This is a genomic window from Devosia oryziradicis, from assembly GCF_016698645.1.
GTDB lineage: Bacteria > Pseudomonadota > Alphaproteobacteria > Rhizobiales > Devosiaceae > Devosia > Devosia oryziradicis.
In genome coordinates this window covers 3,048,717-3,070,942 of the sequence record NZ_CP068047.1, presented here as the reverse complement: position 1 = coordinate 3,070,942, position 22,226 = coordinate 3,048,717, and the positions used below count along the sequence as shown (strand labels likewise).

Sequence of the window (22,226 nt, the reverse complement as noted above, 5' to 3'; positions counted from 1 at the left end):
ATGTCGGCGTTTGATCATGGCGCCATGATGCCTTGCGCGCGGGCACTCCGCCATCGGCAATGGAAAACAGAGTTACGAGTTGTCCCGCTCCGATGGCGGCGGCTATAAGAACGAACTCACAGGGGTAGCGGCGCATGCTCGTTGACGACAAGATTTTTCTCGGGACCAGCACCCACCCCGAATATCTGGCGCTCAAATACGGCAACCGGCACGGGCTCATCACCGGCGCCACCGGCACCGGCAAGACCGTGACCTTGCAGGTGCTGGCCGAAGGCTTTTCGGCCGCTGGCGTGCCCGTGTTCGCGGCCGACATCAAGGGCGACCTCAGCGGCGTCGGCAAGATGGGCGCGGCCCAGGGCTGGCAGACGCAACGGGCCGCCGACATCGGCTTCGCTGACTTCAAGGACGACGTGTTCCCGGTGGTCTTCTGGGACCTGTTCGGCCGGCAAGGACACCCGATTCGTGCCACCGTTTCCGAAATGGGCGCCTTGCTGCTCAGCCGCATGCTCGAGCTCAACGATACCCAGGAAGGCGTGCTGAACATCGCCTTCAAGCTGGCCGATGACGAGGGCCTGCTGCTGCTCGATCTCAAGGACCTGCGCGCGTTGCTGGTCAATATCGGCGAGCGGGCCAAGGAGATCTCGACCCGCTACGGCAACGTCACCACCGCCTCCATCGGCTCCATCCAGCGCGCTCTGCTGGTGCTCGAACAGCAGGGCGCCGAATCGTTCTTCGGTGAACGGGCGCTGGAGATTGCCGACCTGATGCGGACGGATCGCGACGGGCGCGGGTTCATCTCCATTCTCGCGGCTGACGAGCTGATGCGGGCGCCGCGGCTCTATGCGACTTTCCTGCTGTGGATGCTGAGCGAGCTGTTCGAGGAGCTTCCCGAGGTTGGTGACCCGGACAAGCCAAAGCTGGTCTTCTTCTTCGACGAAGCGCACCTGCTGTTCGATGATGCGCCCAAGGTGTTGATAGACAAGGTCGAGCAGGTCGTGCGCCTGGTGCGCTCCAAGGGCGTCGGCGTCTATTTCGTCACCCAGAACCCCGTCGACATCCCCGAGACCGTATTGGCGCAGCTCTCCAACCGGGTGCAGCATGCCCTGCGCGCCTACACGCCGCGGGAACAGAAGGCAGTGCGGGTTGCAGCGGAGACCTTCCGGCCCAATCCCGATTTCTCCACCGAAGAGGTCATCACCCAGCTGGGCATCGGCGAGGCACTGGTTTCGGTGCTCGAAGCCAAGGGCATTCCGTCCGTCGTCGGTCGCACGCTGATCCGTCCGCCATCGGCGCAGGTGGGGCCGCTCAGCCCGGCCGAGCGCGAATCAATCATTGCCAGTTCGCCGGTGGCCGGGCTTTACGACAATCCGACCGATCGCGAGTCGGCCTTTGAGATCCTGACCAGGCGCGCCCGCGACCGCCAGCTCGCAGAAGAACGGCAGCGGCAGGACGACGAGCTGCGCAAGGCCGAGCGGACCTACCAGGACGACCGCCCGCGCCGGACGTCGAGCCGACAGACACCGGCCGAGGCGGCGATGAACTCGCTGGCTCGCACGGTAGCCAATCGGCTTGGAAGCGCGCTGGTGCGGGGCATTCTCGGCGGTCTGAAGCGGGGGCGATGAGCATGATGGAGCCCACCGTGACCGGCCCGGTTATCGCTGTCTTCGCGTCGGACAAGGGGCCGGGCGATCCCGAAAGGGCCTCCATCATGAGCCAGGCGGGCACTTATTTTGCCAAGCGCGGCGCCCGGATCGTGTGCCTGGCGGAGAACGGCATCATTCCCGTGCCCTTGATTACCGCTGCGCGCACGGCGGGCGGCAGCGTCGAGATTATCGCCGACACCTCGATCACCCTGCCTCCCGCGCTGGCCGGTGTGACGATGGAGGTGCTGGCCGAAAAGGCCGAGCGACTGACCCGCATCGCGCAGCGGGTCGAGGCCTATGTGGCGCTGCCCGGGTCGCTGGCCTCGGCCTCCTCCCTGTTCGGTGCCTGGGCCGCCGCAAAGGCACAGGGGCGCACCCCGCCGGTGGTGATGCTCAACCGGCACCGGGCCTATGAAGTCATGCGTGGCTATGCTGCCGACGTGCTGTCGCCGGGCCTGCCTGGCTACGATCGCGCCGTGCAGTTTGCCGACACGATCGAGGACTTGTGGGCGCGGCTGATGCGGCTGGTGGGCGAGGGGCGGTAGGCCCGCAGTTACGCGTCCAACCCCGGCTGGCGCGGCTTGCGCCGATCCGGAAACAGCGGCACCACATTGTCGCTGCTGCGGCGGGTCGGCACCGGATGGGGTGTGGGCAACGGCATGCGGTTGCGCCGCTCCGGCCCGCGATAGCCACCGAGCACGCCAACGACGCTGCGTGTCCGCAGCCGCGTCTGGATGCGCTGCAGCAGGTGGCGCGGCGACATCGGCTTGATGATGACTTCGTCAATGCCGGCGCTGATGGCCTGGTGGCGCATCGGTGGAGTAATGGTGCGCGTCAGGGCGATGACCGGCACTTCCTGGCTGAGCAGGGCATTGTTGAGGCGAATGGCTTCCACCATCTCATAGGCCGGACGCCCCTCACGGTCGAAATCGCACACCAGCATGTCGATCGGCGCGATGCGCATATAGGCCATCAGGTCGATATCGCTATCGAACTGCCTGACCCGCAGGCGCGAGTCCCCAGCCACCACCATCGCCAGCAAGGACGATAGTGCGGTGTTCGCCGCAATGATGGCAACGACCTTGGTCGGCTCTGACACTGATTTCCCCCAATGGTAAACAGACCGTTACCATGTGGCGGCGGGGCATTGAAGTGTCGGGTTTGTGACATGGCTAACGGCTGGGGAAAAGCCCGGCGGCGGCGCAGCAAAAAGCCCGCCGGCGCAGGGCGCGGCGGGCTGATTGCCATGGCTGTTGCTGGCGCTTAGCCGCGGGCCTCCTCGAACATGTGCTCGACATGCTCCCAGTTCACCAGGTTGTCGAACCAGGCCTCAAGATACTTCGGCCGGGCATTGCGGTAGTCGATGTAATAGGAGTGTTCCCATACGTCGACGCCCAGGATCGGCTTGCCGCCATGGACCAGCGGCGACTCGCCGTTCGGGGTCTTGGTGACTTCGAGCTTGCCGTTCTTGAACGACAGCCAGGCCCAGCCCGAACCGAACTGGGTGGTGCCGGCGGCGATGAAATCGGCGCGGAACTTGTCAAAGCCGCCCAGGTCGGAATCGATGGCCGCCTGCAGCTTGGCCGGCAGGCTCTTGCCGCCGCCATTGGGCTTCATCCAGTTCCAGAAATGCACGTGATTGTAGTGCTGGCCGGCATTGTTGAAGAGGCCGGCATTCTTGCCGTAGCTCTCCTTGACGATGTCCTCCAGCGGCAGGATTTCGAGGCCCGAGCCTTCCAGCAGCTTCTCGCCATTGGTCACATAGGCCTGGTGGTGTTTGTCGTGGTGGAATTCGAGCGTTTCCGCCGACATGTAGGGGCCCAGTGCATCATAGGCATAGGGCAGGGGCGGCAGGGTGAACTTGGTGGACATTGTGGCCTCCGGTTGGAATAGACGCTGAGGGGAGTGGCCCTGGTATAGGCCGATTATGACGCTGCAACAATCAGTTGGACGGGAACGATCCTTCCAAACCAACCGCGTTCAGCGCAAAGGCGTAGCATTCGGCAGTTTCCTTCAGCCGGTCGAACCGCCCCGAGGCGCCGCCGTGGCCGGCGCCCATATTGGTCTTGAGATACAATGGCGCCGTGCCGGTCTTGGTTGCCCGCAACCGGGCCACCCACTTGGCCGGCTCCCAGTAGGTGACGCGCGGATCGGTCAGCCCCGCCAGCGCAAAGATGGGCGGATAGTCCTTGGCCGCCACCTGCTCGTATGGCGCATAGGCGGCGATACGGGCATAGTCTTCCGCCGAAGCCAGGGGATTGCCCCATTCAGGCCATTCGGGCGGCGTCAGCGGCAGGGTCTCGTCCAGCATCGTGTTGAGCACGTCGACGAACGGCACTTGCGCGATGATGCCGCCCCACAGGTCCGGCCGCAGATTGGCAATGGCACCCATCAGCATGCCGCCTGCCGAGCCGCCCTGGGCGACGATACGCCCCTTGGCCGTGTAGCCGCGATCGACCAGCATTTCGGCGGCGGCGATGAAATCGGTGAAGGTGTTGGTCTTGTTCTCGCGCCGGCCCTGCACATACCAGCGATAGCCCTTCTCCATGCCGCCGCGGATATGCGCCGTGGCGTGGATGAAGCCGCGATCGACGAGCGACAGCGCCGAAATCGAGAAGGACGACGGCATGGACATGCCATAGGCGCCATAGCCGTAGAGCAAAGCTGGGGCAGAACCATCGAGCCTAGTGCCCTTGCGGTAGAGCACGGTGACCGGCACCAGTTCGCCATCAGGAGCGGGTGCGAACAGACGGCGCGTCTCGTAGTCATCGGAATTGTGGCCCGAGGGCACTTCCTGCTCCTTGAGCAAGGTCCGCGTGCCGGTTTCGAGATCGACGTCATAGGTCCGCGACGGCGTCGTGGGCGACGAATAGGTGAGGCGGAACACCGAGGTGTCGAACTCGTAACCGACCGACATACCCAGCGAATAGGCTTCCTCGTCGAACTTGACCGTCTCTTCCCTGTTGGTCCTGAGGTCGCGGACGACGATGCGCGGCAGGCCATCATGCCGCTCGAGGCGCAGCAAATGGTTGCGGATGACAATGGTATCAAGGATCAGCACGCCCTGGTTATGCGGCACCAGGTCCGTCCAGTTCTCGGCGCCCGGATTGTCCACCGGCGCGGTAACGACCTTGAAGTCCTCTGCGCCATCGGCATTGGTCCGGATAAAGAGCATGCCATCGCGCTCATCGATGTCGTATTCGCGGTCGGTGACCCGGGGCGCCACAAGCCGCGGCTCGCCACCGTGCTCGGCATCGATAAGCCAGCATTCCGATGTCTGGTGGTCATGCGCATCGATGACGATGAACTTGTCGCTGAGCGTGCGGCCCACGCCGACGAAGAAGCCCGGATCCTGCTCTTCGAAGACGATGGGATCGTTGGCCTGGTCGGTGCCGATGACATGCAGGCGCACCCTGTAGGGGCGGTGGTTGTCATCATATTCGGTATAGTAGATTGCCTTGCTGTCATTGCTCCAAACATAGGAGCCGGCGGTTTCCTTGATGACCTCGGCGCTGTCGACGCCGGTCTCGATATCGCGGATGACGATGTCATAATATTCCGAGCCGGCGCGGTCGGCCGCCCAGGCGAGGAAGCGGTGCGAACGATCGTGTTCGGCGCCGGCAAAGCCGAAATAGGCGTCGTGGGCTTCCACATTGCAGTCGAGCAGCACCGTTTCGGGCCCGCCGTTGCGCGGGGTGCGCACGATCAGTGGGTACTGCTTGCCCTCGAGCATGCGCGAATTATAGGCGTAGGGGCCGTCGGGCGAGGCAATGCCGCTATCATCCTCTTTGATGCGGCCACGGATTTCCTTGTAGATCGTGTCCTGCAGCGCCTTGGTCGGCTCGCCGAATTCGGCTTCGTAGAAAGCATTTTCCGCTTCGAGATAGGCACGGATTTCCGCGTCCAGCGTCTCGGGCTTCTGCATCACCTCCTGCCAGTTGTCGGCCCGCAGCCAGTGATAGGGGTCATCGCGCCGGATATTGTGGAACGTGACGACATGCGGCTTGGTGGCTGCAACGGGCGGGGCGGCTTTGGTCATGGGAAGATCCGTTAGGCGGGTCCATTCACATAGGCTCGGCCTTCCGCGAAAGAAAGGGGCAAGCGAGCTTCCTTGGACAACGCGTCGCGCCCGGCCGTTTTGGCTTGTCGATGGGGACCTAATCGGTAAGGTCTTGCCCAAGCCGGCCCACACAGAGTCGGCGTGGGGAGTATCGGCAGTTGGGGCCTGGTTTGGACGCAAGCATTGCGCTGGTGGCGATAGCGCCATTTGCTGCCGCTGCGCTTGCGCCGCTGGTTCAGCGCATCGCCAGACCCTTTGCCGGCTGGGTCCTGGCCCTGGTGCCGGCGAGCCTGTTCATGCTCCTGCTGCGCCTGGTGGAGCCGGTCATGGCCGGCGGCGCGATATCTGCACGCATCGGTTGGGTGCCAGCGTTCGACCTCGACCTTTCGTTCATGGTCGATGGGCTCAGCCTCACCTTCGCGCTGACGATCAGCGGCATCGGCATGCTGATTGTCCTCTATTCGGGTGCCTATCTCAAAGGCCATCCCCATCTGGGCCGGTTCTTCATGTTCCTCTTGGCCTTCATGGGCGCCATGCTGGGCCTGGTGTTGTCAGACAACCTGCTGGCGCTGTTCATGTTCTGGGAGCTGACCTCGGTCACCTCCTTCCTGCTGATCGGGTTTGACCATACCAGGCAGGCCGCCCGCCGGGGGGCAATCCAGGCCCTCGTCATCACCAATATCGGGGGCATGGGCCTGCTGATCGGCGCAATCGCTGTGTATCAGCTCACCGGTACCTGGGACATGAGCGCGCTGGGAGGCGAAGTCCGTTCCAGCGGCCTCTATGGCTTGGTGCTGGCCGTATTCCTGCTGGCAGCGTTCACGAAATCGGCGCAGCTGCCATTCCATTTCTGGCTGCCCAACGCCATGGAAGCGCCCACGCCGGTTTCGGCGTTCCTGCATTCGGCCACCATGGTGCAGGGCGGCGTCTATCTGCTGGCGCGGACGACGCCCTGGCTCGGCAATACCCAGGCCTGGACGCTGATCCTGGTCTGCCTTGGCGGAGCGACGCTGCTGTGGGGCGCAATCGGCGCCATCAGGCAAACCGACCTCAAGCAGATGCTGGCGCAGACTACCATTGCTTCGCTCGGACTGTCAGTCCTCTTGCTGGGGTTGGGCACCCCTGCGGCCATTTCGGCCATGCTGCTCTATTTCGTGGCGCATGCCCTCTACAAGGCCGGGTTGTTCATGGTGACGGGGGCTGTGGACCATGAGGCGGGCACCCGCGACATCACCGTGCTCGGTGGCCTTGCCGACAGCATGCCGGTGACCTTTATTGCCGCTGCATTGGCCTGCCTGGCCATGATCGGGCTGCCGCTGACACTGGGCTACTTTGCCAAGGAAGAGATGTATCTGGGGCTTCTGAGCCTGCAATGGCCCGACATCGCCACGTTGGCCGTGCTCCTTGTGGGCAATGCCATGCTGGCCGGTGTGGCCATGCTGATCCTCATCAGGCCGTTCCTGGGGCCGGTGCTGTCGACGCCGAAAACGGCGCATGAGGCCCCCATTGCCATGCTGGTCGGGCCCATCGTTCTGGGCGCCGCTGGCATCGTCGCGTCGGTGATGCCCGATTGGCTGGGCCTTGCGTTGCTCGAGCCCGGCACGTTGGCCGTTCTGGGCGAGGCCATCAGCGGCCACCTGTCGCTTGCCGTCGATCCCACCAACCCGCTGCTCTGGCTGTCGGTGGCGACCTGGGCGCTCGGCTACCTCGTCTATCGCCAGGCAGCAGCGCTCCGCACTTTGTCCCGTCGTTTCGAAGTGGCGCTTGGCTGGACGGCCGATACGGCTTTCGATGGCGCCATGTTCGGGCTGATCCGCTTCTCGGGCGCGGTGACCCGCTTGCTGCATCACGGCCTGCTCGAGATTTATCTGGTCACCGTGTTCGTCATGCTGGCGCTGGCGCTGGTCGGGCCATTGCTGATGCTCGACGGCTATGCGGCCCTGCTACCTACGGCCGAGCTGGGCAACTGGTCGGCCAAGCTTACCTGGCCAGATTTGCAGGTCCATGAATGGGGCGTGATCGCACTGGCCCTGCTGGGCCTGGGGGCGGTGCTGTTTTCCGCAAATCGTCTGGTGGCCATCGTGGCCCTGGGGATCCAGGGCACGGCTGTGGCGCTCATCTTCCTCTTGTTCGGCGCGCCCGATCTCGCCTTCACCCAGTTGATGGTGGAAATCCTGTCGGTGGTCATTCTGGCGCTGGTGATGACCCGCCTGCAACTCGACGAGCGTGATAGCCGGCAATTCGAGGATCTGGCGCGCGATGGAACGCTGGCCCTGGTCTGCGGGGCGGGTGTCAGCCTGTTCCTCATGGTCATCCTCTCCGGCAGTTTCGACAGTCGGCTGTCGGATCTTTTTGCGGCCACCAGTGTCCCGATCGCCCATGGCCACAACATCGTCAACGTGATCCTGGTGGATTATCGCGGTCTGGATACCCTGGGCGAAATCTCCGTGGTCATGGGCGCCGGCATAGCCATCATGGCGCTATTGCGGAGCCGGGCGAGGCGTACTGTCCCACCCGCACCCACGCCCATCCGCGCCCCCCGGCGGGGAAAGGTGGCGCCATGAACACGATCATCTTCCGCACCATCGCGCCGCTGATCGTGGCCATCATGCTGGTCTTTTCCGCCTATGTCTGCCTGCGTGGCCACAACGAGCCGGGTGGCGGCTTCATCGGTGGCCTGATTGCCGCCTCGGCCATCGCCGTCCTGGGCATGGCCAGCGGTGCGCAGGCGGCCCGCCGCGCCCTGCGTCTCGACCCAATGGCCATTGCCGGCTTTGGCGTCGTCATCGCCGGCATGTCGGGGCTGCTGTCGCTGTTCACCGGCTCGCCCTTCATGACCAGCATCTGGCTTCACCTTGAGCTTGGCGAGACCACCGTGCCGATCTCGACGCCAATGGTCTTCGATATCGGTGTCTACCTGGTGGTCTTCGGCACCATTGCGACAATTGCACTGGCCCTCGAGAGCGATGGCGGGGACGGCCTCTGATGGATTATGTGCTCGCAGCCCTAGTCGGCTTCTTTGTCGCGCTGGGTATCTACTTGCTGCTGTCGCGTTCGGTCATCCGCATGCTGCTGGGGCTCGTGGTGCTGGGCAATGGGGTCAACCTGCTGATTTTCACCGCCGGTCGGCTGACCAGGGCCGCGGCGCCCATCGTGCCCGCTGGTCTCGATCAACCCACCGGACCTATTGCCAATCCGCTGCCCCAGGCGCTGATCCTGACCGCGATCGTCATCGGCTTTGCCATGTTCAGCTTCCTGCTGGTGCTGGCCTTCCGCGCGTATCAGAGCCTCGACGCCGACAACACCGACAACATGCGCGTCGCCGAACCGGTCGACGAGCCCCATCCACCCTTGAGCTACTGACATGGTGGAACAGGCACTGCCAATTGCAATGATCGATGCCGTGACCGCCGCGGCCGACTGGGTCGTGGTGCTGCCGCTGGTGCTGTGCCTGATCGGTGCTGCCGCCACGCTGATGCTGCGCCGCGCCGGCGCGCTGACCTTCGTGTTCTCGCTGCTCATCCTGGCAGGGGTCATTGCCTGCGAGGTCAGCCTGCTGCTCCGGGTGGTCGATGCCGGTCCGTTGAGCATGACGATGGGCAAGTGGCTGCCGCCCTTCGGCATCAGCTTTGCCGCCGATGTCTTCGGTGCCGGCTTTGCCCTCGCCGCGGCTGTGGTGACGCTCGTGGTGGTGATCTACGCCAAGGGCGAGCGCGGCGCAGAAGACGGCCGCGACGGCTTCCATGCGATGGTGTTGCTGCTCCTCGCGGGCGTGACCGGCTCGTTCCTGACAGGCGACCTCTTCAACCTCTATGTGTGGTTCGAGGTCATGCTGATTGCTTCGTTCGGATTGATCGTGCTGGGCGGCAGTCCGTCGCAGCTCGACGGCGCGGTCAAATACGGCTTCCTCAATTTCCTCGCGACCACCCTGTTCCTGATGGCCCTGGGCCTGCTCTACGGGCTGCTCGGTACGCTGAACATGGCCGATATCCTCCGCGTAGCGCCCGCTGCAAATCCGGCAGCCATGGCCGGGGTGGCGGCGCTGCTCCTTCTGGCTTTCGGCATGAAGGCTGCGGCGTTCCCGGTCAATGCCTGGTTGCCGGCGGCCTATCACACGCCCCCGGCGGCAATATCGGCCCTGTTCGCCGGCCTGCTCACCAAGGTCGGCGTCTATGCCCTGCTGCGGGCGCTGGTAGTCTTGCTGCCGGCCAGCCGGGACTTGCTCGAGCCCGTCCTTATATCCGTTGCGGTGCTGACGCTGCTGGTCGCGCCCCTGGGTGCCATTGCCGAAACGAACCTGCGCCGAGCCATCGGCTTCCTGGTCATCGGCGGCATTGGCTCCGTCCTGGCCGGCATCGCTATTCCGTCGCTGGCCGGCGTCAGCGGCGCGGGGCTCTATGTGTTCCATGCCATCCTGACCATGACTGCGCTCTACCTGGTGGCCGGTCTCATCGAGCGGCAGACGGGCCAGTTCGACACGCGACGCATGGGCGGGCTGTATGCTGCCGGTGCTCCGGTCTCCATCGCGTTCCTCGTGCTGATCTTGGCAACGGCGGGCGTTCCACCCTTCCTCGGCTTCTGGCCCAAGCTGTTGTTGCTGCAGGCAGGCCTGGCGGAAAACGGCTGGATTGGCGGATTGGTCACGGTAGCGCTGGTCGTCAATGCCGTGCTGACCCTGATCGCCGGATCGCGTCTATGGGCGCACATATTCTGGCGCTCTGCTCCGGCGGAGCTTGCCCCCGGCCAGCTTGGGACGGGTCACCTGCTTCGCATTGCGGCAACCGGGGCATTGGTTGTCCTGGTGGTCGCCGCCGGGCTTTGGCCCAACGGCATGTTCGAGGCCGTGCGGCTGGGGGCGCCCGATCTGCTTGATCCCGCGCGCTACGTCGCCGCCATTGGCCTGGCAGGAGGCACGCCATGAACCCGCTCATGACAGTCATCGTTCTGGCTCTGGTATGGGGGGCTATTTCAGGCAATTTCAGCGGCCTGAACCTGCTGCTGGGCGCCGGTATCGGCGCGATCGCCGTGGTCCTGCTGAGCCGCATTTCTGGCTCCGGCAGAAGCTTGCGCAGGCTGCGCAGCGCCATCTCGCTGGGCCTGCTGTTCATCTATGAGCTTCTCGTCAGCGCGGTGAAGGTGACGCTGGTCGTGCTGAGCCCAAACCTGCGGGCGACCTTGCGGCCTGCCATCGTCGCCTTCCCGCTCACCATCAAGTCCGATGCCGAGATTACCTTGCTGGCCAACCTCATCACGCTGACCCCGGGAACGCTGAGCGTCGATGTGAGCGCAGACCGCAGCCTGCTCTACGTGCACACGCTGACGCTGGACACACGGGAGGCGCTCATCGCCGACATTGCCAGCGGTTTCGAGGCCAAGGTGCGGGAGGTCTACGCATGACCCCGGCCGACGCCCTGCAGTGGACGACGCTGGTGGCGCTGATCGTGCTGGGCCTGGCGCTGCTGATTTCGGTGGTTCGCATCGTTGTTGGCCCCACGCTGTCCGATCGCGTACTGGCGCTGGACCTCATGACGGTGATCGCCATGGGTTTCGTCGGGGCGATTGCCCTGCGGACCGGACAGATGATCTATGTCGACATCGCCATCGCCCTGGCCCTCCTGGGCTTCCTCGCCACGATCGCCTTGGCCCGCTATGTGATGACCCGCGCTGCCGGGCGCGATGGAGGCGCACCATGATGGAAGCCATAGCCATCTACACCGGCTGCGGCCTGTTGCTGGTGGGGTCGCTGTTCAGCCTGGTCGCCGCCATCGGCGTTGTTCGGCTGCCCGATCTGCTGACCCGCATGCATGCCGCCTCCAAGGCCGGGCCGGTCGGCGCCGGATTCGTATTGATTGCGGTCGCGCTGTTGAGCGGCGATGCCGGCGTTGCATTGCGAGCAATAGTCGGCGTCGTATTTCTTCTGCTCACCACGCCTGTCGGGGCGCATCTGCTAGCAAGGGCAAGTTATCGCACCAGTGATCAATTGGGCGGGAACATGGTTCTGGACGAACTCAAGTCTAAAACCGGCCAAAGTCCCGGCGCATGAACATGCCTATTGTAGCATGTTAATTGCGGCATATTGGGTTGCGAATACGGTTAAACGGCCATAGGAATGAAACATGGCCGTGACTATGCGTCGTCGCGACCCAATAAGAACAATGAAAGGTTGAAATATGAGTGACACCGCTGGCGCGGCGAACGGCTACGAGCACGACCTGATCGAGCTCAGCACTGAAATCGTCTCAGCCTATGTGAGCCACAACTCCGTCAACGTTACCGATCTGCCCAAGCTTATCGCTGATGTTCACGGTGCCCTGCGCGCTCTTCAGAACAACGAAGTCCCCACCCCAGTCGAAGAGCTCAAGCCGGCCGTGCCAGTGCGCAAGTCTGTCGCCGCCGACTACATCGTCTGCCTGGAAGACGGCAAGAAGTTCAAGTCGCTGAAGCGCCACCTGCGTACCCACTACAATCTCTCGCCGGAAGAATACCGCGAGAAGTGGGGCCTGCCGGCCGACTACCCGATGGTTGCTCCGAATTACTCGGCGACCCGCTCCAAGCTTGCCAAGGACAATGGCCTGGGCCGCAAGGCCGCCTGAGCCCCTCTTACGCTACGAGACGTCGCGCCTTTCCGGGCCCCGGCGACAAATGAGATCAAACGGTCGCCGCGAGGCGGCCGTTTGATTTTGTTGCGCACACTTATCCCCGTCTGGCTTTACCCATCGCAGTATCTAGGAATAAATTCCTTGAATGTGATGAGGCCTACGGATGTACGATTCAGTATCCAGCGCAGCACCATGCCGGCCCGGCCGGCGTTCCCCTGGCGCGCCGCGCAACTGCGATCAGGTAATCACGCTGGTTGCGCGGCAGAAGAACGTGCCGGAACAGTCGCTTACCAACCGCCGCCGCAATCGCTTGCCGATTGCCCGCGCGCGTCAGCTGGCCATGTACCTGTCCCATGTCGTCCTGGGTCGGACGCTGTCGGAAATCGGCGAAGTGTTCGGCAGGGATAGGACTACGGTCTCATATGCTTGTGCGCTGATCGAAGATATGCGCGACGACCCCCGCTTCGACGATGAAGTCACCATGCTGGAGCAGCAGATCGAAACGGTGACCCATGGCTAGTGGTCGCGACGACGACGTGCTTGCGCGCCTGTCTTCGGGCCGCGACGGGACAAGCTTCCTCGCCCCGCATCACCTGGCAGCGGCCGATCGGTTCGAGCGGCTGGTGCAGCGGGCGCAACTGGCCCCGCGGGTCACCATGTCCTACAGCCCCGCCCATGTCGGCGGGCGAGGGCGGTCCAATGGCGTGGAGACGGCTTCGGACGCGGCTGCCGATGCGCGGCTCAAGCTCAGCCGGCTGGCTGCGGCGCTGCCGGCGGATTGCTGGGGCGTGCTATTCGATGTCTGCGGCCTGGGCAAGGGCCTGCAACTGGTCGAGACGGAACGGCGCTGGCCGCGGCGCAGCGCCAAGCTGGTGCTGCGCATCGGGCTCGACCAGCTCGCCGGCCAGTTCGGCCTTTCCCCCCATGCCACCGGCACCGGGACCGCATCACGGCACTGGCTGGAGGAGCGCCTGCCGCTGATCGCTGACGATAGACCCGAACTTGGCGACGCTCGGTAACACTTGCTGCATGTCTTGCGCGGTAGAATGGCGCCATGCGCCACAAGTTCATCTCGATACAGTATCTGCGCGGACTGGCCGCCATGCTGGTGCTGGCATCGCATGCGCTGCTCTATCCGCTGACCGGCCCCCACCTCGGATATAGCCGGCTGGGCTGGCTCGGCGTCATCCTGTTCTTCGTCATTTCCGGGTTCATCATGGTGGTGGTGACGGGAGAGGGGCGCTTCTCGCCCCTCGATTTCCTGCGCCGCCGCTTCATCCGCATCGTGCCGATGTATTGGGGCGCCACCCTGCTGGCCGCCGCCTTGGCGCTGGTGGCGCCGCACCTGTTCAAGACCACGGTCTACGACACCGGCCAGCTGCTGCTGTCCCTGCTCTTCGTGCCGTTCTACAACCCGGTCAGTGGCGGCATTCATCCGCTCTACAAGCTGGGCTGGACGCTCAACTACGAAGTGTTCTTCTACCTGTGCTTTGCGGTGCTGGCTTTCCTGGGCGCCAAGGCGCGCGTAGTGGGGCTGACGGCCGCTTTCTCGCTGCTCGCCGTGCTGGGAGCATTGTTCCAGCCGCAACCGGCCATTCCCCAATTCTATACGAGTTTCATGCCGCTGGCCTTCTGCGCCGGCGCCTGGCTGGGTCTGGGTACCCTGCGCGGCCAGGTCGCCGCCCTGCCACGCGCCGGGATCTGGATTGCGCTTGCACTGGGTGCTGCAGGGCTGGGCGAAGGCTTCGCGGTCGATCGCGCCGGCCTGCTCGAGGACGGCCTGGCGTTCACGGGCTTCGTGGTTTTTGCCTCGGCGCTGGTCCTGCTGGCTGTTCGCCTCGAGCGCAGCCTGCCACGCGTCACGCTGCTCGGGCGCATCGGCGATGCGTCCTATTCGATCTACTTGGTCCACATCTACGAAGTAGCCGTGCTGGCCGGCTTAGCCTTCATGCTGCTGAACCCGGCCGACCTCGTGGCTGACTATTCCGTCGCGGTCGTCTCGATCGCCGGCGGCACGATTGCGGGCCTGGTGGTCTATCGCTTCGTTGAGCAGCCCGTGCTGCGCGCCGCAAATGCCATTTTCGGACGGCGCAGACCCGTCAAGGCCGCCGAGGCTCCGGCCGAATAGGTCAGCTCAGGGCTTTCGCTTCCGTCCTGATCCGGTTGACCATGGCCACCAGGCCATTGGAGCGCTGCATGCCCAGATGCTCGCTCAGGCCGACTTTCCTGAACCATTCGATGGCATCGGTATCGGCAATCTCGTTGGCGGGCCGCCCCGAATAGAGCGCGATCAGCACGGCCACCAATCCTTTGGTGATGATGGCGTCCGACTGCCCCCGGAAGCACATGACCGGCGAGCCGCCGGACCGGTCGACGCTGGATACGAGCCAGACATTGGACACGCATCCCTTGACCTTGTTCTCGGCCGACTTGTCTTCGTCCGCCATCGGGGGCAGGGCCTGGCCCAGTTCGATGAGATAATTCAGCCGGTCTTCCCAATCGTCGAGAAAGGAAAGGTTTTCGGCAATGTCCTGGAAGGCCTGGGGCTCGCTCATGGCCGGTTATCTAGTCAAAGCCGGGCGCCATTACCAGAGCGGAGTACCGCCCTGGTACCTGATCGTCAGGCAGTGGCAGCGTTCTGGTGTGAAGCATGCGCAAGGCGCGTCAGGGCACGTGCCCAGGTCCGCCGTCCTGCGACTCGATGCCTGCGGGCGCGCCGCATATCTTGCTTGCGTGGCAGTGGAAAGGCCTCACTGCGGTAGAGGGCCGCAAGGTCATCGCCGGCAAATGTCGCCTCGCCGATCTTCAGCATTGCGCCATGAAGGCTCACGGGGGCCGCTTCTTCGAAGGCGAAGCGAATGGCCTGGGCGGCGCTCGCAAAACGGCGCGCACCCTGTTCGATTGCAGTGTGACGATCGCTGCCGAGATAAAGCTCGGCGCGAGCGTGAAAGTCTGGAAATGTCATTATTGTCTCTGATGGCCCGAGCGGTGCCCAGGACCTTGTCTAGGCTTCGGCCAGTGGCGCGAAGCGTGGCCAAGCCCGCCGAAGCGGGCCTGGCACAGATCTTACTTTACGAGGGTCAGGTTGCCGGCCGAAGCCTTGCCGTCACGGCCGGTCTCGAGCTCATAGGTAACCTTGTCGCCTTCATACAGACCCTGCAGGCCTGCGCGCTCGACAGCCGACACATGGACAAAAGCGTCCTTGCTGCCGTCTTCGGGCGAGATGAAGCCGAAACCCTTGGTTGCGTTGAAGAATTTTACGGTGCCGGTGATCATGGTTGATGTCTTTCAAATCGTGCCCTGGCCTGAGGCCAGCAAGCATCATTGCTGCCCGGCAACATGCCGGACAGGCCTAAACGCTCACAAAAACAGGGGATACGATGTCCGGCGAACCGGGGATCAAATAGCCATGTAGCTCAAACGTATGCGCATCATGTAGGCGCTTGTGGTGTCCATAACAAGGCAAAAGAAAAAGCCGCAAGCACGGGGCAGCGTGCCTGCGGCTAAGGCCAGGGATCGCTGGAGTGCGTCGCTTGGGGAAGTGACGCGATCCCTGGGGTCTGGATCGGGGCCCTGGGGCAGGGCTCCCGCTATCCCGCCCAGTCCGGCCGAGGTCGGGGGATTGGGGCCGTACGGGTCGGCGGCAACGCATGCATGGGTGTGCCGACGGGCGGGGAAGTCTGAAGGGCAGCGGCAATGACGGCCTTGCCGCCAAGGCACTGCAAACTGTCGCAATCGATCGCCTGGATCTGCTCGGCAATGACCTGCTGGCCGGCGGCCATCGCCTGGGATGACACCTGCTGGGCGTCGGCAAAATCAACGCCGGGCTTGATCACCATATAGGCGACCGTCAGCCAGAAAACGGAGCGAACGACCAGAAACATAGCCTCTACCAGAACTTTACAGGTGCAAGCTCGACCTGCACCAACCACCCTAGGCCGCCCCTCTTAAGCGCCGCTGGGACATTTCGATAAAATTTGAGGCAAATGCCGGCGACCGCTCCGACACGGGCAATATGTTGTTTACGCTAACCCGAGAAACCACCCCGCGGTTTGCTCTCCAGGCACCCGCGTGGCTCCAGATTTAAGGTCGCCTTCAACTCTTCCCCCGCACTGTGAGCCCAACAAGACCTGAAGCCATTCAGGCGACTGGTGCGCCACGGAAACAGCAAGTTTCCCAAGGCATTCCATGACTGCTGGCGTCGTGATGAGTGAGTAAAAGCGTAATGCGTAGGCTGTTCTCTTTTGGCGCAAGCAAAGAGATGTCCCTGGCCGTTGCCGGCACCGGCCACCGCCCCGAGATGCTTCGCCGCAAGACGCTTGCGAACAATTCCCGCATCCTGATCGGGCTTGGCGCGTTGGCAATGCCGTTTGCCGTTTATGGTCTGGTGACGGGCGCTGCCCTTCCTTTCGTCATTGCCGCGCTTGGCCTGGCCGGCGGCATGGTCACGCTGTCGCTGCACCAGCGCAAGCTGTTCGAAGAGGCGGCCGCCGGCCAGGTCTATACCCTTCTGATATTGGGCTGCATCCTGACGCTGGCGGACAACCGGTTTGGCGACACGGGCCTTGCCATATCGGCCATGGCGCCGATCATGGCCTCGCTGGTGGGGCGCGAGCCCCTCCGTCGCCAGGGCTGGCTCCTGCTCGCCGCCTTGGCTTTGGTGGCTGGCCTTGCCTCTCTCTTTGCCCTGCCCACCATTCCCGTCGGTTCGGCCGCCTTGATGGCGACGAACTTCGCAGCCTTCGTGGCCAGTGTTTGCCTGGTGGCGCACACGGCCAATCGCATCAACACTGCCTATGAAGTGCATGACAAGGCGCAGGTCACCGCCTACCGGCACCTGCTCGAACATGTGCAGGATGGTGTCATCCGCTTCTCCAGCGATGGCGAGATTCTGCTGGCATCGCATTCCTCCGAGCAGTTGTTCGGCTGCCGCCGTTACGAACTGTCCAATGGCGGGCTGGGCGATCGCCTGCATGTGCTCGATCGGCCGGCTTACCTGACGGCGTTCGCCGATGCCAACCAAGGTGGCAAGTCGCGCGTTATCGAAGTCCGCATGCGGCAGGACGATCCCCGCGCCGCCACCGGCGTTCCACGCTTCATCTGGGTCGAAATCAGCCTGTCGCCCGTGCTGGACGCCGAAACCGCGGGTGAGCGGCACGAGGTCGTGGCGCTGTTCCGCGACATCACCAGCCGCAAGGACAATGAGATTGCCATGGCGGAAGCCCGACGCGCGGCCGAAGAAGCGTCAGCTGCCAAATCGCGCTTCCTGGCGACCATCGGCCACGAGTTGCGCACGCCGCTCAATGCCGTGGTCGGCTTTTCGGAAATGATGACATCAGGCATTGGCGGCGAACTGTCGACGACCCACCGCGAATATGCCGGGTTGATTCACCAGAGCGGCAAGCATCTGCTCGAAGTGGTGCGCATGCTGCTCGATATGTCGCGCCTCGAGGCCGGCAAGTTTGAATTGCAGACCGAGCCGTTCGTGGTCGAGGACATGATCGAGCCCTGCTTCGGCATGGTCGAGGCCATGGCAGCCAAGCAGCAGGTTACCCTGGTTACCGACATTGCCGGCAACCTGCCGCTGCTGGTTGCGGACGAGCGCGCCTGCCGGCAGATCCTGCTCAATCTTCTGTCCAATGCCATCAAGTTCAGCCATCCCGGTGGCCGCGTGACGGTCAGCCTCAAGCGCCAGGGCCAGAGCCTCAACCTCTCCATCGCCGACCAGGGCGTCGGTATGGCGCCAGAAGCGCTGACCCGAATCGGCGAGCCCTTCTTCCAGGTGCAGGATGGCCTGTCCCGCCGTTATGAAGGGACGGGCCTGGGCCTCTCCATCGTCAAGGGCCTGGTCGAGCTGCACCAGGGCACGCTGCGCGCAATGTCCGAGATTGGGGCGGGGACAACGGTAACTGTTTTGCTGCCCATAAACGGTCCGGCAACCAAGTCCGAAGAAACTGCCTCGGTCACACCATTCCGCAAAGAACCGGCCACTGCCCAGACCTATTCATGGCAAGACGAAAAAAGAAAAGCGCAATGACCGCAACCACCCTTTCGCGCCTGCCTTTGCTGGCGGGTAGCGCCGTCGCAGCCACCCTTGGCCGCGCCGGCCTGTGGACCATCTCACGCTACATGCGGACGCCGCTCGCCTCGACCGGCATGCTCGCTCTCGTCACGCTGACCGCCCTGGCGGCCAGCAATGCCCTCTATTTCCAGACAGCGCGCCATCCGGCGCCGTTCTTCGCGCCGGCCACCAATGTAGCGATTGCCGAACCTGAAGCCGCGCCGCAGCCAATGCCGGCGCCACAGCGCCAGACGGCTGTCGTAACGGCCCCTCCCGCAACCCTTCCTGCTCCGGTTACCCAGGAAACGACGGGCAGCGTTGCCTCCGCTCCCGCACCGGTTCCCAGCACGCCAGTGGGCAACACCGATGCCTTCGCCGTCCAGAAAAAGCTCACCGAGCTTGGCCTGTTCAGCGGCACCGTCGACGGTTTCTATGGCCCGATGACGGCCAATGCCATCCGCGCCTTCGAGCAGCGCAATGGGCTTGAGCCAACCGGCGCCCTGACGCCGGACGTGATCGACGCCATCCTGCGTTCCGATGCCGCCGGCAAGGTGCCCGTGGCGATGGCGGCGCCGGCATCTCAGCCTGCCCCCGTGGTTCAGCCGGCCATCGCTGTCCAGCCCGCCGTCCAGCCCCAGGCCGCACTTGTCGCGGCGCCCGAGCCCGACCGCATGGTGGCACGCCTGCCGACCTTGTCTCCGGTTGATCAGGCCGTCGACACGATCGGCAACGCTGCCGCCCAGACCATTGATTCCATCGTGGCCGCCGTGGATGGCGGGCGCACCACGCCGCCCGCTCCCGCGGTCAAGCCGGTTCCCGCGCTGCCGCTGATGGCGACGCCGCAGACCCAGCAGATGCCCGCCCCCGTGCAGGTCGCCTCGCTCGAACCCATGGCCGCGCCACGGCCGGCAGTCGCCGTAGAGGCCCAGCCGACGCAGGCGGTGGCAGCCAATGTGGCGCCGGCCAACAATGTGCAATTGGTCAGCACCATCCAGCGGGGCCTGGCGAGCCTGGGCTTCTATCACGGCTCGATCGACGGCCACCCTGGCGATGCCACGGCCAAGGCCATCCGCGAATTCGAGAACTTCCACAGCTACCGGGTGACCGGCCAGGTCAACCCCGATCTGGTTGGCCTGCTGCGCCAGGCCGGGGCCGCCATCTAGCGTGAGCACGCTGCGCAGCGACCTGTGGTGCAGCGTCTTCGTGCGCCGTCACAACGATTTAGGCCATATGTGCGTGGTCGCCCGGCGGGGCGACCCCATCGCCGGCCAGGTGTTCATCGAGGTCGACCATCTCGACGGGACGCGATCGCTGTTCACGCCCGCGCCCATGGCCAGCCGGAAAGACGATGCCAGCCTGGTGTTTCAACGCCGCTTCGACCATGTCGAGCCGGCCAAGGTCAGCGAGCGCATCGCGCGCGAGGTGGAGTTCGATCCCGACCTGTGGGTGCTCAGCATCGACCTGCGCGGCGATGACCTCGGCATCGAAGTCGTCTAGCGTGCACGTGCAGGCAATCCGCAAGAAGTCTTGCAGCAATCAGCCGGCACGCCGCACGCCGATGCGTGCCAGGGCTTCGATGGCCTGGTCCACCACCGGGTTGTGCGCCGGCGCCAGCGTATTGGCCGGCGTACGACGGCTGGTTTCGACGAAGGGCTTGTATTCGGGCTTGTTGAGCTCGAGCAGGTTCACCTCGCCGCGCCAGGCGCTCATCAGGTAAGCCATTGATTCCGGGCTGACATTGCCGAACAAGGTGGCGAAATCCGCCAGGGCCCGGGAGCGCTCGGCGTCGTGGCTGGTGGCATGGATCAGCACCTTGAGACCGTCATAGGCCGTGCAGCCAAAGGCCCGCAGGATGACGAAGAGCGACGCGCCGGTCACGTCATGGGCAATCTGCCCGCACCGCACCTCATCGAGCCCGGTAATCTGCGACAACAGGCGCGTGACCTCGGGACGGCGGTTCTCGGAGAACAGCTTCATCAGCGCCTTGGTCAATTCCTGATTGGCGACAGTGAGTTGCTCGATGGTCTTGCTGATCGGCGCCTTGGGCGTCTCGCGATGGGCGAAGGCCTGGATGACCTTGACGCGATCGATATCTGACAGGTCGAAAAAGGCCGGAGCCAGCAGGGCCGCATCGAAATCGGCGCGCTTGGCCAGCGAATCGGCAACCAGGTGGTCCATCTGCGCGGATCGGGCGAGGGCGCTGAGATAGGCGCCGCGCGGCACGATGGCGAGATTGGACGCCAAGGCCCGGTAAACCTTGCGCGAATTCATCTGGAAGAGCTTGGCCAGCACGACATTGCTGAGGTCGTCGCGCGCCGCAATGGTGGCGGCACCCGGCACGTCATAGCGGGCGATGATCTCGAGCATGGTCGGCTCGCTCAATTCCGCAGCGCCGGCCAGGAAGGTGTTGAGGTCTTCCCCGATATGATCGACCACCAGCTGCTCCAGGGCAGGGGACAGCATCTCGGCCCGGCCCAGGATAGCAGCGCCCTTGGCGCGGGCCTGCGGGCCGGCAATGGGGAACAGCCGGCCGGCCAGGGCTTCGAACTGTTCCATTTCGGGAGGCGTGGGCTTGCCGCGCCGCGCATAGGCGTCGCAGGCCGCGATCAGCAAGGTATTCGTACGGTCGACGCCACCCGTCTCGATGAGCAGTTGAAACGTCTCGTAAGGCTGAAAACCAAGCATGTCCGGGCAACCGTCTATTCGGAATCGCACCACATTCGGTGCGCATTCACTCTTGCCGCCAATTCGTTAGCAGACTGTTAACCTTGACGATCTCTTAATAGGGACCTGAGCAAGGGGTGCGAGGGGCGTCACACCACCGATTTGCAACGCGAACCGTGGCCTCCAATGGGAATGGAGGAGCGAGCAACTGGAGGACAGCTTGGGAAAGCTCGTCAAATTTGATCGGCGGCGCAAAGCTGCCACCAGCGGGGCCGACCGGCCCGGCGGTGCCCAGATACTGATTTTTACCGGGGTGCGTTATGAGCGCGGGACGTCGCAGCCGCCAAATACCAGGCTCGATCCGACGCGGCCAAAGCGCAGGCGTGGCTAACCTCGTTCGTTCGACAGTCGCTCTGGCCCTGACCGCAATACTGGCCGGTTGCGTTGCGCGCCCGGTGGGCGATTTCGGCCGCGCCGCCCCCAGCTGGACCCATGATACGGCCATGCCGGCCGTGGGCGACTTCATCGCCGCCAATCGCGGCGAGCCGGTGTCGCGCTTCAACAAGACCGACCAGGAAGACGAGATGCATGACCGCGTCTGGCGCTTCCTGGTGGCGGCCCACGCCCAGGACTGGCAGTTCGACAGCGCCGTCGAGCTGCAGCGCACCCGCATCGTCGCGCCGCGCGACGAGACCTTCACCATCGAGCGCTACTACCAGTGGCTGAGCCGAACCGAATACCAGTCCTCGCGCACGCGCTATTCAACCGTTGGCCGGCATATCACCGCCGATATCGACACCTTGCCCACCACCTTCCTCGCGATCTGCAAGGTGATTGAAATCGACCGCCAGCGCGCCATTGCCTATGACGGGCTGGGCCACGACCTGCCGCCCCGCATCGGCCAGGAAGTGGCGGCGCGCAAGTATGAGAACACGGCCTTCATCGACTGGTTCGTGCGGGCCCTGAACTACCGCTATTCGAGCTACGACTACGCGCTGGACAACCTGCTGGTCGAAACGCCCCATGAGCAGTCGCTTGCGGTGGACGAGGCCTTGCGGCGCATGTCGGTCTACGTGAACCGGGCCAACCGCCGGGACTTCTGCTCCGACGCCAGTGCAGCCCATGGCGGCGGCGATGTCGTGATACCGTCACGCTTCCAGCATATGGGCGACACCGAGGTCGTGCTGCCCAAGTAGCGC

At 64.1% G+C, this 22,226-nt stretch carries 25 protein-coding genes; 18 read left to right on the top strand and 7 right to left on the bottom strand.

Annotated features, from left to right (window positions below; genetic code table 11):
• Positions 1 to 134: 134 nt before the first annotated feature.
• Both JI749_RS15265 and JI749_RS15260 read left to right on the top strand, forming a co-directional pair.
• Positions 135 to 1,622, top strand: coding sequence for a helicase HerA-like domain-containing protein (locus JI749_RS15265; protein ID WP_201655811.1), 1,488 nt, complete (start codon positions 135 to 137; stop codon positions 1,620 to 1,622).
• Positions 1,623 to 1,624: 2 nt separating this feature from the next.
• A complete protein-coding gene (locus tag JI749_RS15260; protein WP_201655809.1) occupies positions 1,625 to 2,188 on the top strand; it encodes a hypothetical protein in 564 nt (187 codons plus the stop codon).
• A gap of 8 nt (positions 2,189 to 2,196) precedes the next feature.
• Here the strand turns inward: JI749_RS15260 and JI749_RS15255 are convergent, their stop codons facing one another.
• The 3 genes from JI749_RS15255 to JI749_RS15245 form a co-directional block, all read right to left on the bottom strand.
• Positions 2,197 to 2,742, bottom strand: a complete 546-nt coding sequence (locus JI749_RS15255; RefSeq protein WP_201655807.1) for a response regulator — start codon at positions 2,740 to 2,742, stop codon at positions 2,197 to 2,199.
• A gap of 164 nt (positions 2,743 to 2,906) precedes the next feature.
• Complete coding sequence (locus JI749_RS15250; protein WP_201655804.1) at positions 2,907 to 3,515, bottom strand: superoxide dismutase; 609 nt, start codon at positions 3,513 to 3,515, stop codon at positions 2,907 to 2,909.
• A 70-nt stretch (positions 3,516 to 3,585) separates the two neighbouring features.
• A complete protein-coding gene (locus JI749_RS15245) occupies positions 3,586 to 5,682 on the bottom strand; it encodes a S9 family peptidase (RefSeq protein ID WP_201655801.1) in 2,097 nt (698 codons plus the stop codon).
• A gap of 191 nt (positions 5,683 to 5,873) precedes the next feature.
• Here JI749_RS15245 and mbhE point away from each other — a divergent pair, with 191 nt between their 5' ends.
• The 11 genes from mbhE (at position 5,874) to JI749_RS15190 (ending at position 14,430) form a co-directional block, all read left to right on the top strand.
• The gene (gene mbhE / locus JI749_RS15240) at positions 5,874 to 8,267 is read left to right on the top strand and encodes a hydrogen gas-evolving membrane-bound hydrogenase subunit E (RefSeq protein WP_233280782.1); all 2,394 of its coding nucleotides are present in this window, start codon (positions 5,874 to 5,876) and stop codon (positions 8,265 to 8,267) included.
• Positions 8,264 to 8,689 (top strand): MnhB domain-containing protein, encoded by a 426-nt coding sequence (locus tag JI749_RS15235; protein ID WP_201655798.1) that lies wholly within the window; start codon positions 8,264 to 8,266, stop codon positions 8,687 to 8,689. Before mbhE ends, JI749_RS15235 begins: the two co-directional genes overlap by 4 nt.
• Positions 8,689 to 9,066, top strand: coding sequence for a Na+/H+ antiporter subunit C (locus JI749_RS15230; RefSeq protein WP_201655795.1), 378 nt, complete (start codon positions 8,689 to 8,691; stop codon positions 9,064 to 9,066). The genes JI749_RS15235 and JI749_RS15230 overlap by 1 nt, the downstream gene beginning before the upstream one ends.
• A 1-nt stretch (position 9,067) precedes the next feature.
• Complete coding sequence (locus JI749_RS15225; protein ID WP_201655792.1) at positions 9,068 to 10,624, top strand: proton-conducting transporter transmembrane domain-containing protein; 1,557 nt, start codon at positions 9,068 to 9,070, stop codon at positions 10,622 to 10,624.
• On the top strand, positions 10,621 to 11,100 hold the full coding sequence (locus JI749_RS15220; protein ID WP_201655789.1) for a Na+/H+ antiporter subunit E: 480 nt from the start codon (positions 10,621 to 10,623) through the stop codon (positions 11,098 to 11,100). The genes JI749_RS15225 and JI749_RS15220 overlap by 4 nt, the downstream gene beginning before the upstream one ends.
• The gene (locus JI749_RS15215) at positions 11,097 to 11,396 is read left to right on the top strand and encodes a monovalent cation/H+ antiporter complex subunit F (protein ID WP_201655786.1); all 300 of its coding nucleotides are present in this window, start codon (positions 11,097 to 11,099) and stop codon (positions 11,394 to 11,396) included. The genes JI749_RS15220 and JI749_RS15215 overlap by 4 nt, the downstream gene beginning before the upstream one ends.
• Complete coding sequence (gene mnhG / locus JI749_RS15210) at positions 11,393 to 11,746, top strand: monovalent cation/H(+) antiporter subunit G (protein WP_201655783.1); 354 nt, start codon at positions 11,393 to 11,395, stop codon at positions 11,744 to 11,746. Before JI749_RS15215 ends, mnhG begins: the two co-directional genes overlap by 4 nt.
• A gap of 127 nt (positions 11,747 to 11,873) precedes the next feature.
• On the top strand, positions 11,874 to 12,296 hold the full coding sequence (locus JI749_RS15205) for a MucR family transcriptional regulator (RefSeq protein ID WP_201655780.1): 423 nt from the start codon (positions 11,874 to 11,876) through the stop codon (positions 12,294 to 12,296).
• 169 nt (positions 12,297 to 12,465) lie between these two features.
• Positions 12,466 to 12,822, top strand: coding sequence for a helix-turn-helix domain-containing protein (locus JI749_RS15200; protein ID WP_201655777.1), 357 nt, complete (start codon positions 12,466 to 12,468; stop codon positions 12,820 to 12,822).
• A complete protein-coding gene (locus JI749_RS15195; RefSeq protein WP_201655774.1) occupies positions 12,815 to 13,321 on the top strand; it encodes a DUF6456 domain-containing protein in 507 nt (168 codons plus the stop codon). Before JI749_RS15200 ends, JI749_RS15195 begins: the two co-directional genes overlap by 8 nt.
• Positions 13,322 to 13,356: 35 nt before the next feature.
• A complete protein-coding gene (locus tag JI749_RS15190; RefSeq protein WP_201655771.1) occupies positions 13,357 to 14,430 on the top strand; it encodes an acyltransferase family protein in 1,074 nt (357 codons plus the stop codon).
• 1 nt (position 14,431) lies between these two features.
• On the opposite strand, the gene JI749_RS15185 is transcribed toward JI749_RS15190, so the two are convergent.
• Positions 14,432 to 14,857, bottom strand: coding sequence for a SufE family protein (locus JI749_RS15185; protein WP_201655768.1), 426 nt, complete (start codon positions 14,855 to 14,857; stop codon positions 14,432 to 14,434).
• A 95-nt stretch (positions 14,858 to 14,952) separates the two neighbouring features.
• Here JI749_RS15185 and JI749_RS15180 point away from each other — a divergent pair, with 95 nt between their 5' ends.
• The gene (locus tag JI749_RS15180; protein WP_201655765.1) at positions 14,953 to 15,279 is read left to right on the top strand and encodes a hypothetical protein; all 327 of its coding nucleotides are present in this window, start codon (positions 14,953 to 14,955) and stop codon (positions 15,277 to 15,279) included.
• Between the two features lie 89 nt (positions 15,280 to 15,368).
• On the opposite strand, the gene JI749_RS15175 is transcribed toward JI749_RS15180, so the two are convergent.
• Together JI749_RS15175 and JI749_RS15170 are read right to left on the bottom strand one after the other, a co-directional pair.
• Positions 15,369 to 15,578, bottom strand: a complete 210-nt coding sequence (locus tag JI749_RS15175) for a cold-shock protein (RefSeq protein WP_201655761.1) — start codon at positions 15,576 to 15,578, stop codon at positions 15,369 to 15,371.
• 314 nt (positions 15,579 to 15,892) lie between these two features.
• Entirely contained in the window at positions 15,893 to 16,186 is a 294-nt protein-coding gene (locus JI749_RS15170) for a hypothetical protein (protein ID WP_201655758.1), read from the bottom strand.
• 377 nt (positions 16,187 to 16,563) lie between these two features.
• On the opposite strand from JI749_RS15170, the gene JI749_RS15165 reads away from it, so the two are divergent.
• Genes JI749_RS15165 through JI749_RS15155 form a run of 3 tightly spaced genes read left to right on the top strand, consistent with a single transcriptional unit; the run spans position 16,564 to position 19,860 of the window.
• On the top strand, positions 16,564 to 18,339 hold the full coding sequence (locus JI749_RS15165) for a PAS domain-containing sensor histidine kinase (protein WP_201655755.1): 1,776 nt from the start codon (positions 16,564 to 16,566) through the stop codon (positions 18,337 to 18,339).
• Positions 18,336 to 19,526 (top strand): peptidoglycan-binding domain-containing protein, encoded by a 1,191-nt coding sequence (locus JI749_RS15160; protein WP_201655752.1) that lies wholly within the window; start codon positions 18,336 to 18,338, stop codon positions 19,524 to 19,526. Before JI749_RS15165 ends, JI749_RS15160 begins: the two co-directional genes overlap by 4 nt.
• Position 19,527: 1 nt before the next feature.
• Positions 19,528 to 19,860 carry a DUF1491 family protein gene (locus tag JI749_RS15155; RefSeq protein ID WP_201655749.1) on the top strand — a complete coding sequence of 111 codons (333 nt, stop codon included), beginning with the start codon at positions 19,528 to 19,530 and terminating at the stop codon, positions 19,858 to 19,860.
• A gap of 39 nt (positions 19,861 to 19,899) precedes the next feature.
• On the opposite strand, the gene JI749_RS15150 is transcribed toward JI749_RS15155, so the two are convergent.
• Positions 19,900 to 21,048: a DUF2336 domain-containing protein gene (locus tag JI749_RS15150; RefSeq protein ID WP_201655746.1), complete on the bottom strand. Its 1,149-nt coding sequence runs from the start codon at positions 21,046 to 21,048 to the stop codon at positions 19,900 to 19,902.
• Between the two features lie 362 nt (positions 21,049 to 21,410).
• Here JI749_RS15150 and JI749_RS15145 point away from each other — a divergent pair, with 362 nt between their 5' ends.
• On the top strand, positions 21,411 to 22,223 hold the full coding sequence (locus tag JI749_RS15145) for a hypothetical protein (RefSeq protein WP_201655743.1): 813 nt from the start codon (positions 21,411 to 21,413) through the stop codon (positions 22,221 to 22,223).
• Positions 22,224 to 22,226: the final 3 nt, after the last annotated feature.

Excerpts from the sequence above, each read along its gene's own strand:
- JI749_RS15250 (WP_201655804.1), bottom strand. The coding sequence starts at position 3,515 with ATGTCCACCAAGTTCACCCTGCCGCCCCTGCCCTATGCCTATGATGCA.
- JI749_RS15245 (WP_201655801.1), bottom strand. The coding sequence starts at position 5,682 with ATGACCAAAGCCGCCCCGCCCGTTGCAGCCACCAAGCCGCATGTCGTC.
- JI749_RS15170 (WP_201655758.1), bottom strand. The coding sequence starts at position 16,186 with ATGTTTCTGGTCGTTCGCTCCGTTTTCTGGCTGACGGTCGCCTATATG.
- JI749_RS15160 (WP_201655752.1), top strand. The coding sequence starts at position 18,336 with ATGACCGCAACCACCCTTTCGCGCCTGCCTTTGCTGGCGGGTAGCGCC.
- JI749_RS15260 (WP_201655809.1), top strand. The coding sequence starts at position 1,625 with ATGATGGAGCCCACCGTGACCGGCCCGGTTATCGCTGTCTTCGCGTCG.
- JI749_RS15200 (WP_201655777.1), top strand. The coding sequence starts at position 12,466 with ATGTACGATTCAGTATCCAGCGCAGCACCATGCCGGCCCGGCCGGCGT.
- JI749_RS15190 (WP_201655771.1), top strand. The coding sequence starts at position 13,357 with ATGCGCCACAAGTTCATCTCGATACAGTATCTGCGCGGACTGGCCGCC.
- JI749_RS15235 (WP_201655798.1), top strand. The coding sequence starts at position 8,264 with ATGAACACGATCATCTTCCGCACCATCGCGCCGCTGATCGTGGCCATC.
- JI749_RS15180 (WP_201655765.1), top strand. The coding sequence starts at position 14,953 with ATGCGCAAGGCGCGTCAGGGCACGTGCCCAGGTCCGCCGTCCTGCGAC.
- JI749_RS15225 (WP_201655792.1), top strand. The coding sequence starts at position 9,068 with ATGGTGGAACAGGCACTGCCAATTGCAATGATCGATGCCGTGACCGCC.
- JI749_RS15150 (WP_201655746.1), bottom strand. The coding sequence starts at position 21,048 with ATGCTTGGTTTTCAGCCTTACGAGACGTTTCAACTGCTCATCGAGACG.
- JI749_RS15205 (WP_201655780.1), top strand. The coding sequence starts at position 11,874 with ATGAGTGACACCGCTGGCGCGGCGAACGGCTACGAGCACGACCTGATC.
- JI749_RS15185 (WP_201655768.1), bottom strand. The coding sequence starts at position 14,857 with ATGAGCGAGCCCCAGGCCTTCCAGGACATTGCCGAAAACCTTTCCTTT.
- JI749_RS15230 (WP_201655795.1), top strand. The coding sequence starts at position 8,689 with ATGGATTATGTGCTCGCAGCCCTAGTCGGCTTCTTTGTCGCGCTGGGT.
- JI749_RS15175 (WP_201655761.1), bottom strand. The coding sequence starts at position 15,578 with ATGATCACCGGCACCGTAAAATTCTTCAACGCAACCAAGGGTTTCGGC.
- JI749_RS15165 (WP_201655755.1), top strand. The coding sequence starts at position 16,564 with ATGTCCCTGGCCGTTGCCGGCACCGGCCACCGCCCCGAGATGCTTCGC.
- JI749_RS15220 (WP_201655789.1), top strand. The coding sequence starts at position 10,621 with ATGAACCCGCTCATGACAGTCATCGTTCTGGCTCTGGTATGGGGGGCT.
- JI749_RS15215 (WP_201655786.1), top strand. The coding sequence starts at position 11,097 with ATGACCCCGGCCGACGCCCTGCAGTGGACGACGCTGGTGGCGCTGATC.
- JI749_RS15195 (WP_201655774.1), top strand. The coding sequence starts at position 12,815 with ATGGCTAGTGGTCGCGACGACGACGTGCTTGCGCGCCTGTCTTCGGGC.
- JI749_RS15265 (WP_201655811.1), top strand. The coding sequence starts at position 135 with ATGCTCGTTGACGACAAGATTTTTCTCGGGACCAGCACCCACCCCGAA.
- mnhG (WP_201655783.1), top strand. The coding sequence starts at position 11,393 with ATGATGGAAGCCATAGCCATCTACACCGGCTGCGGCCTGTTGCTGGTG.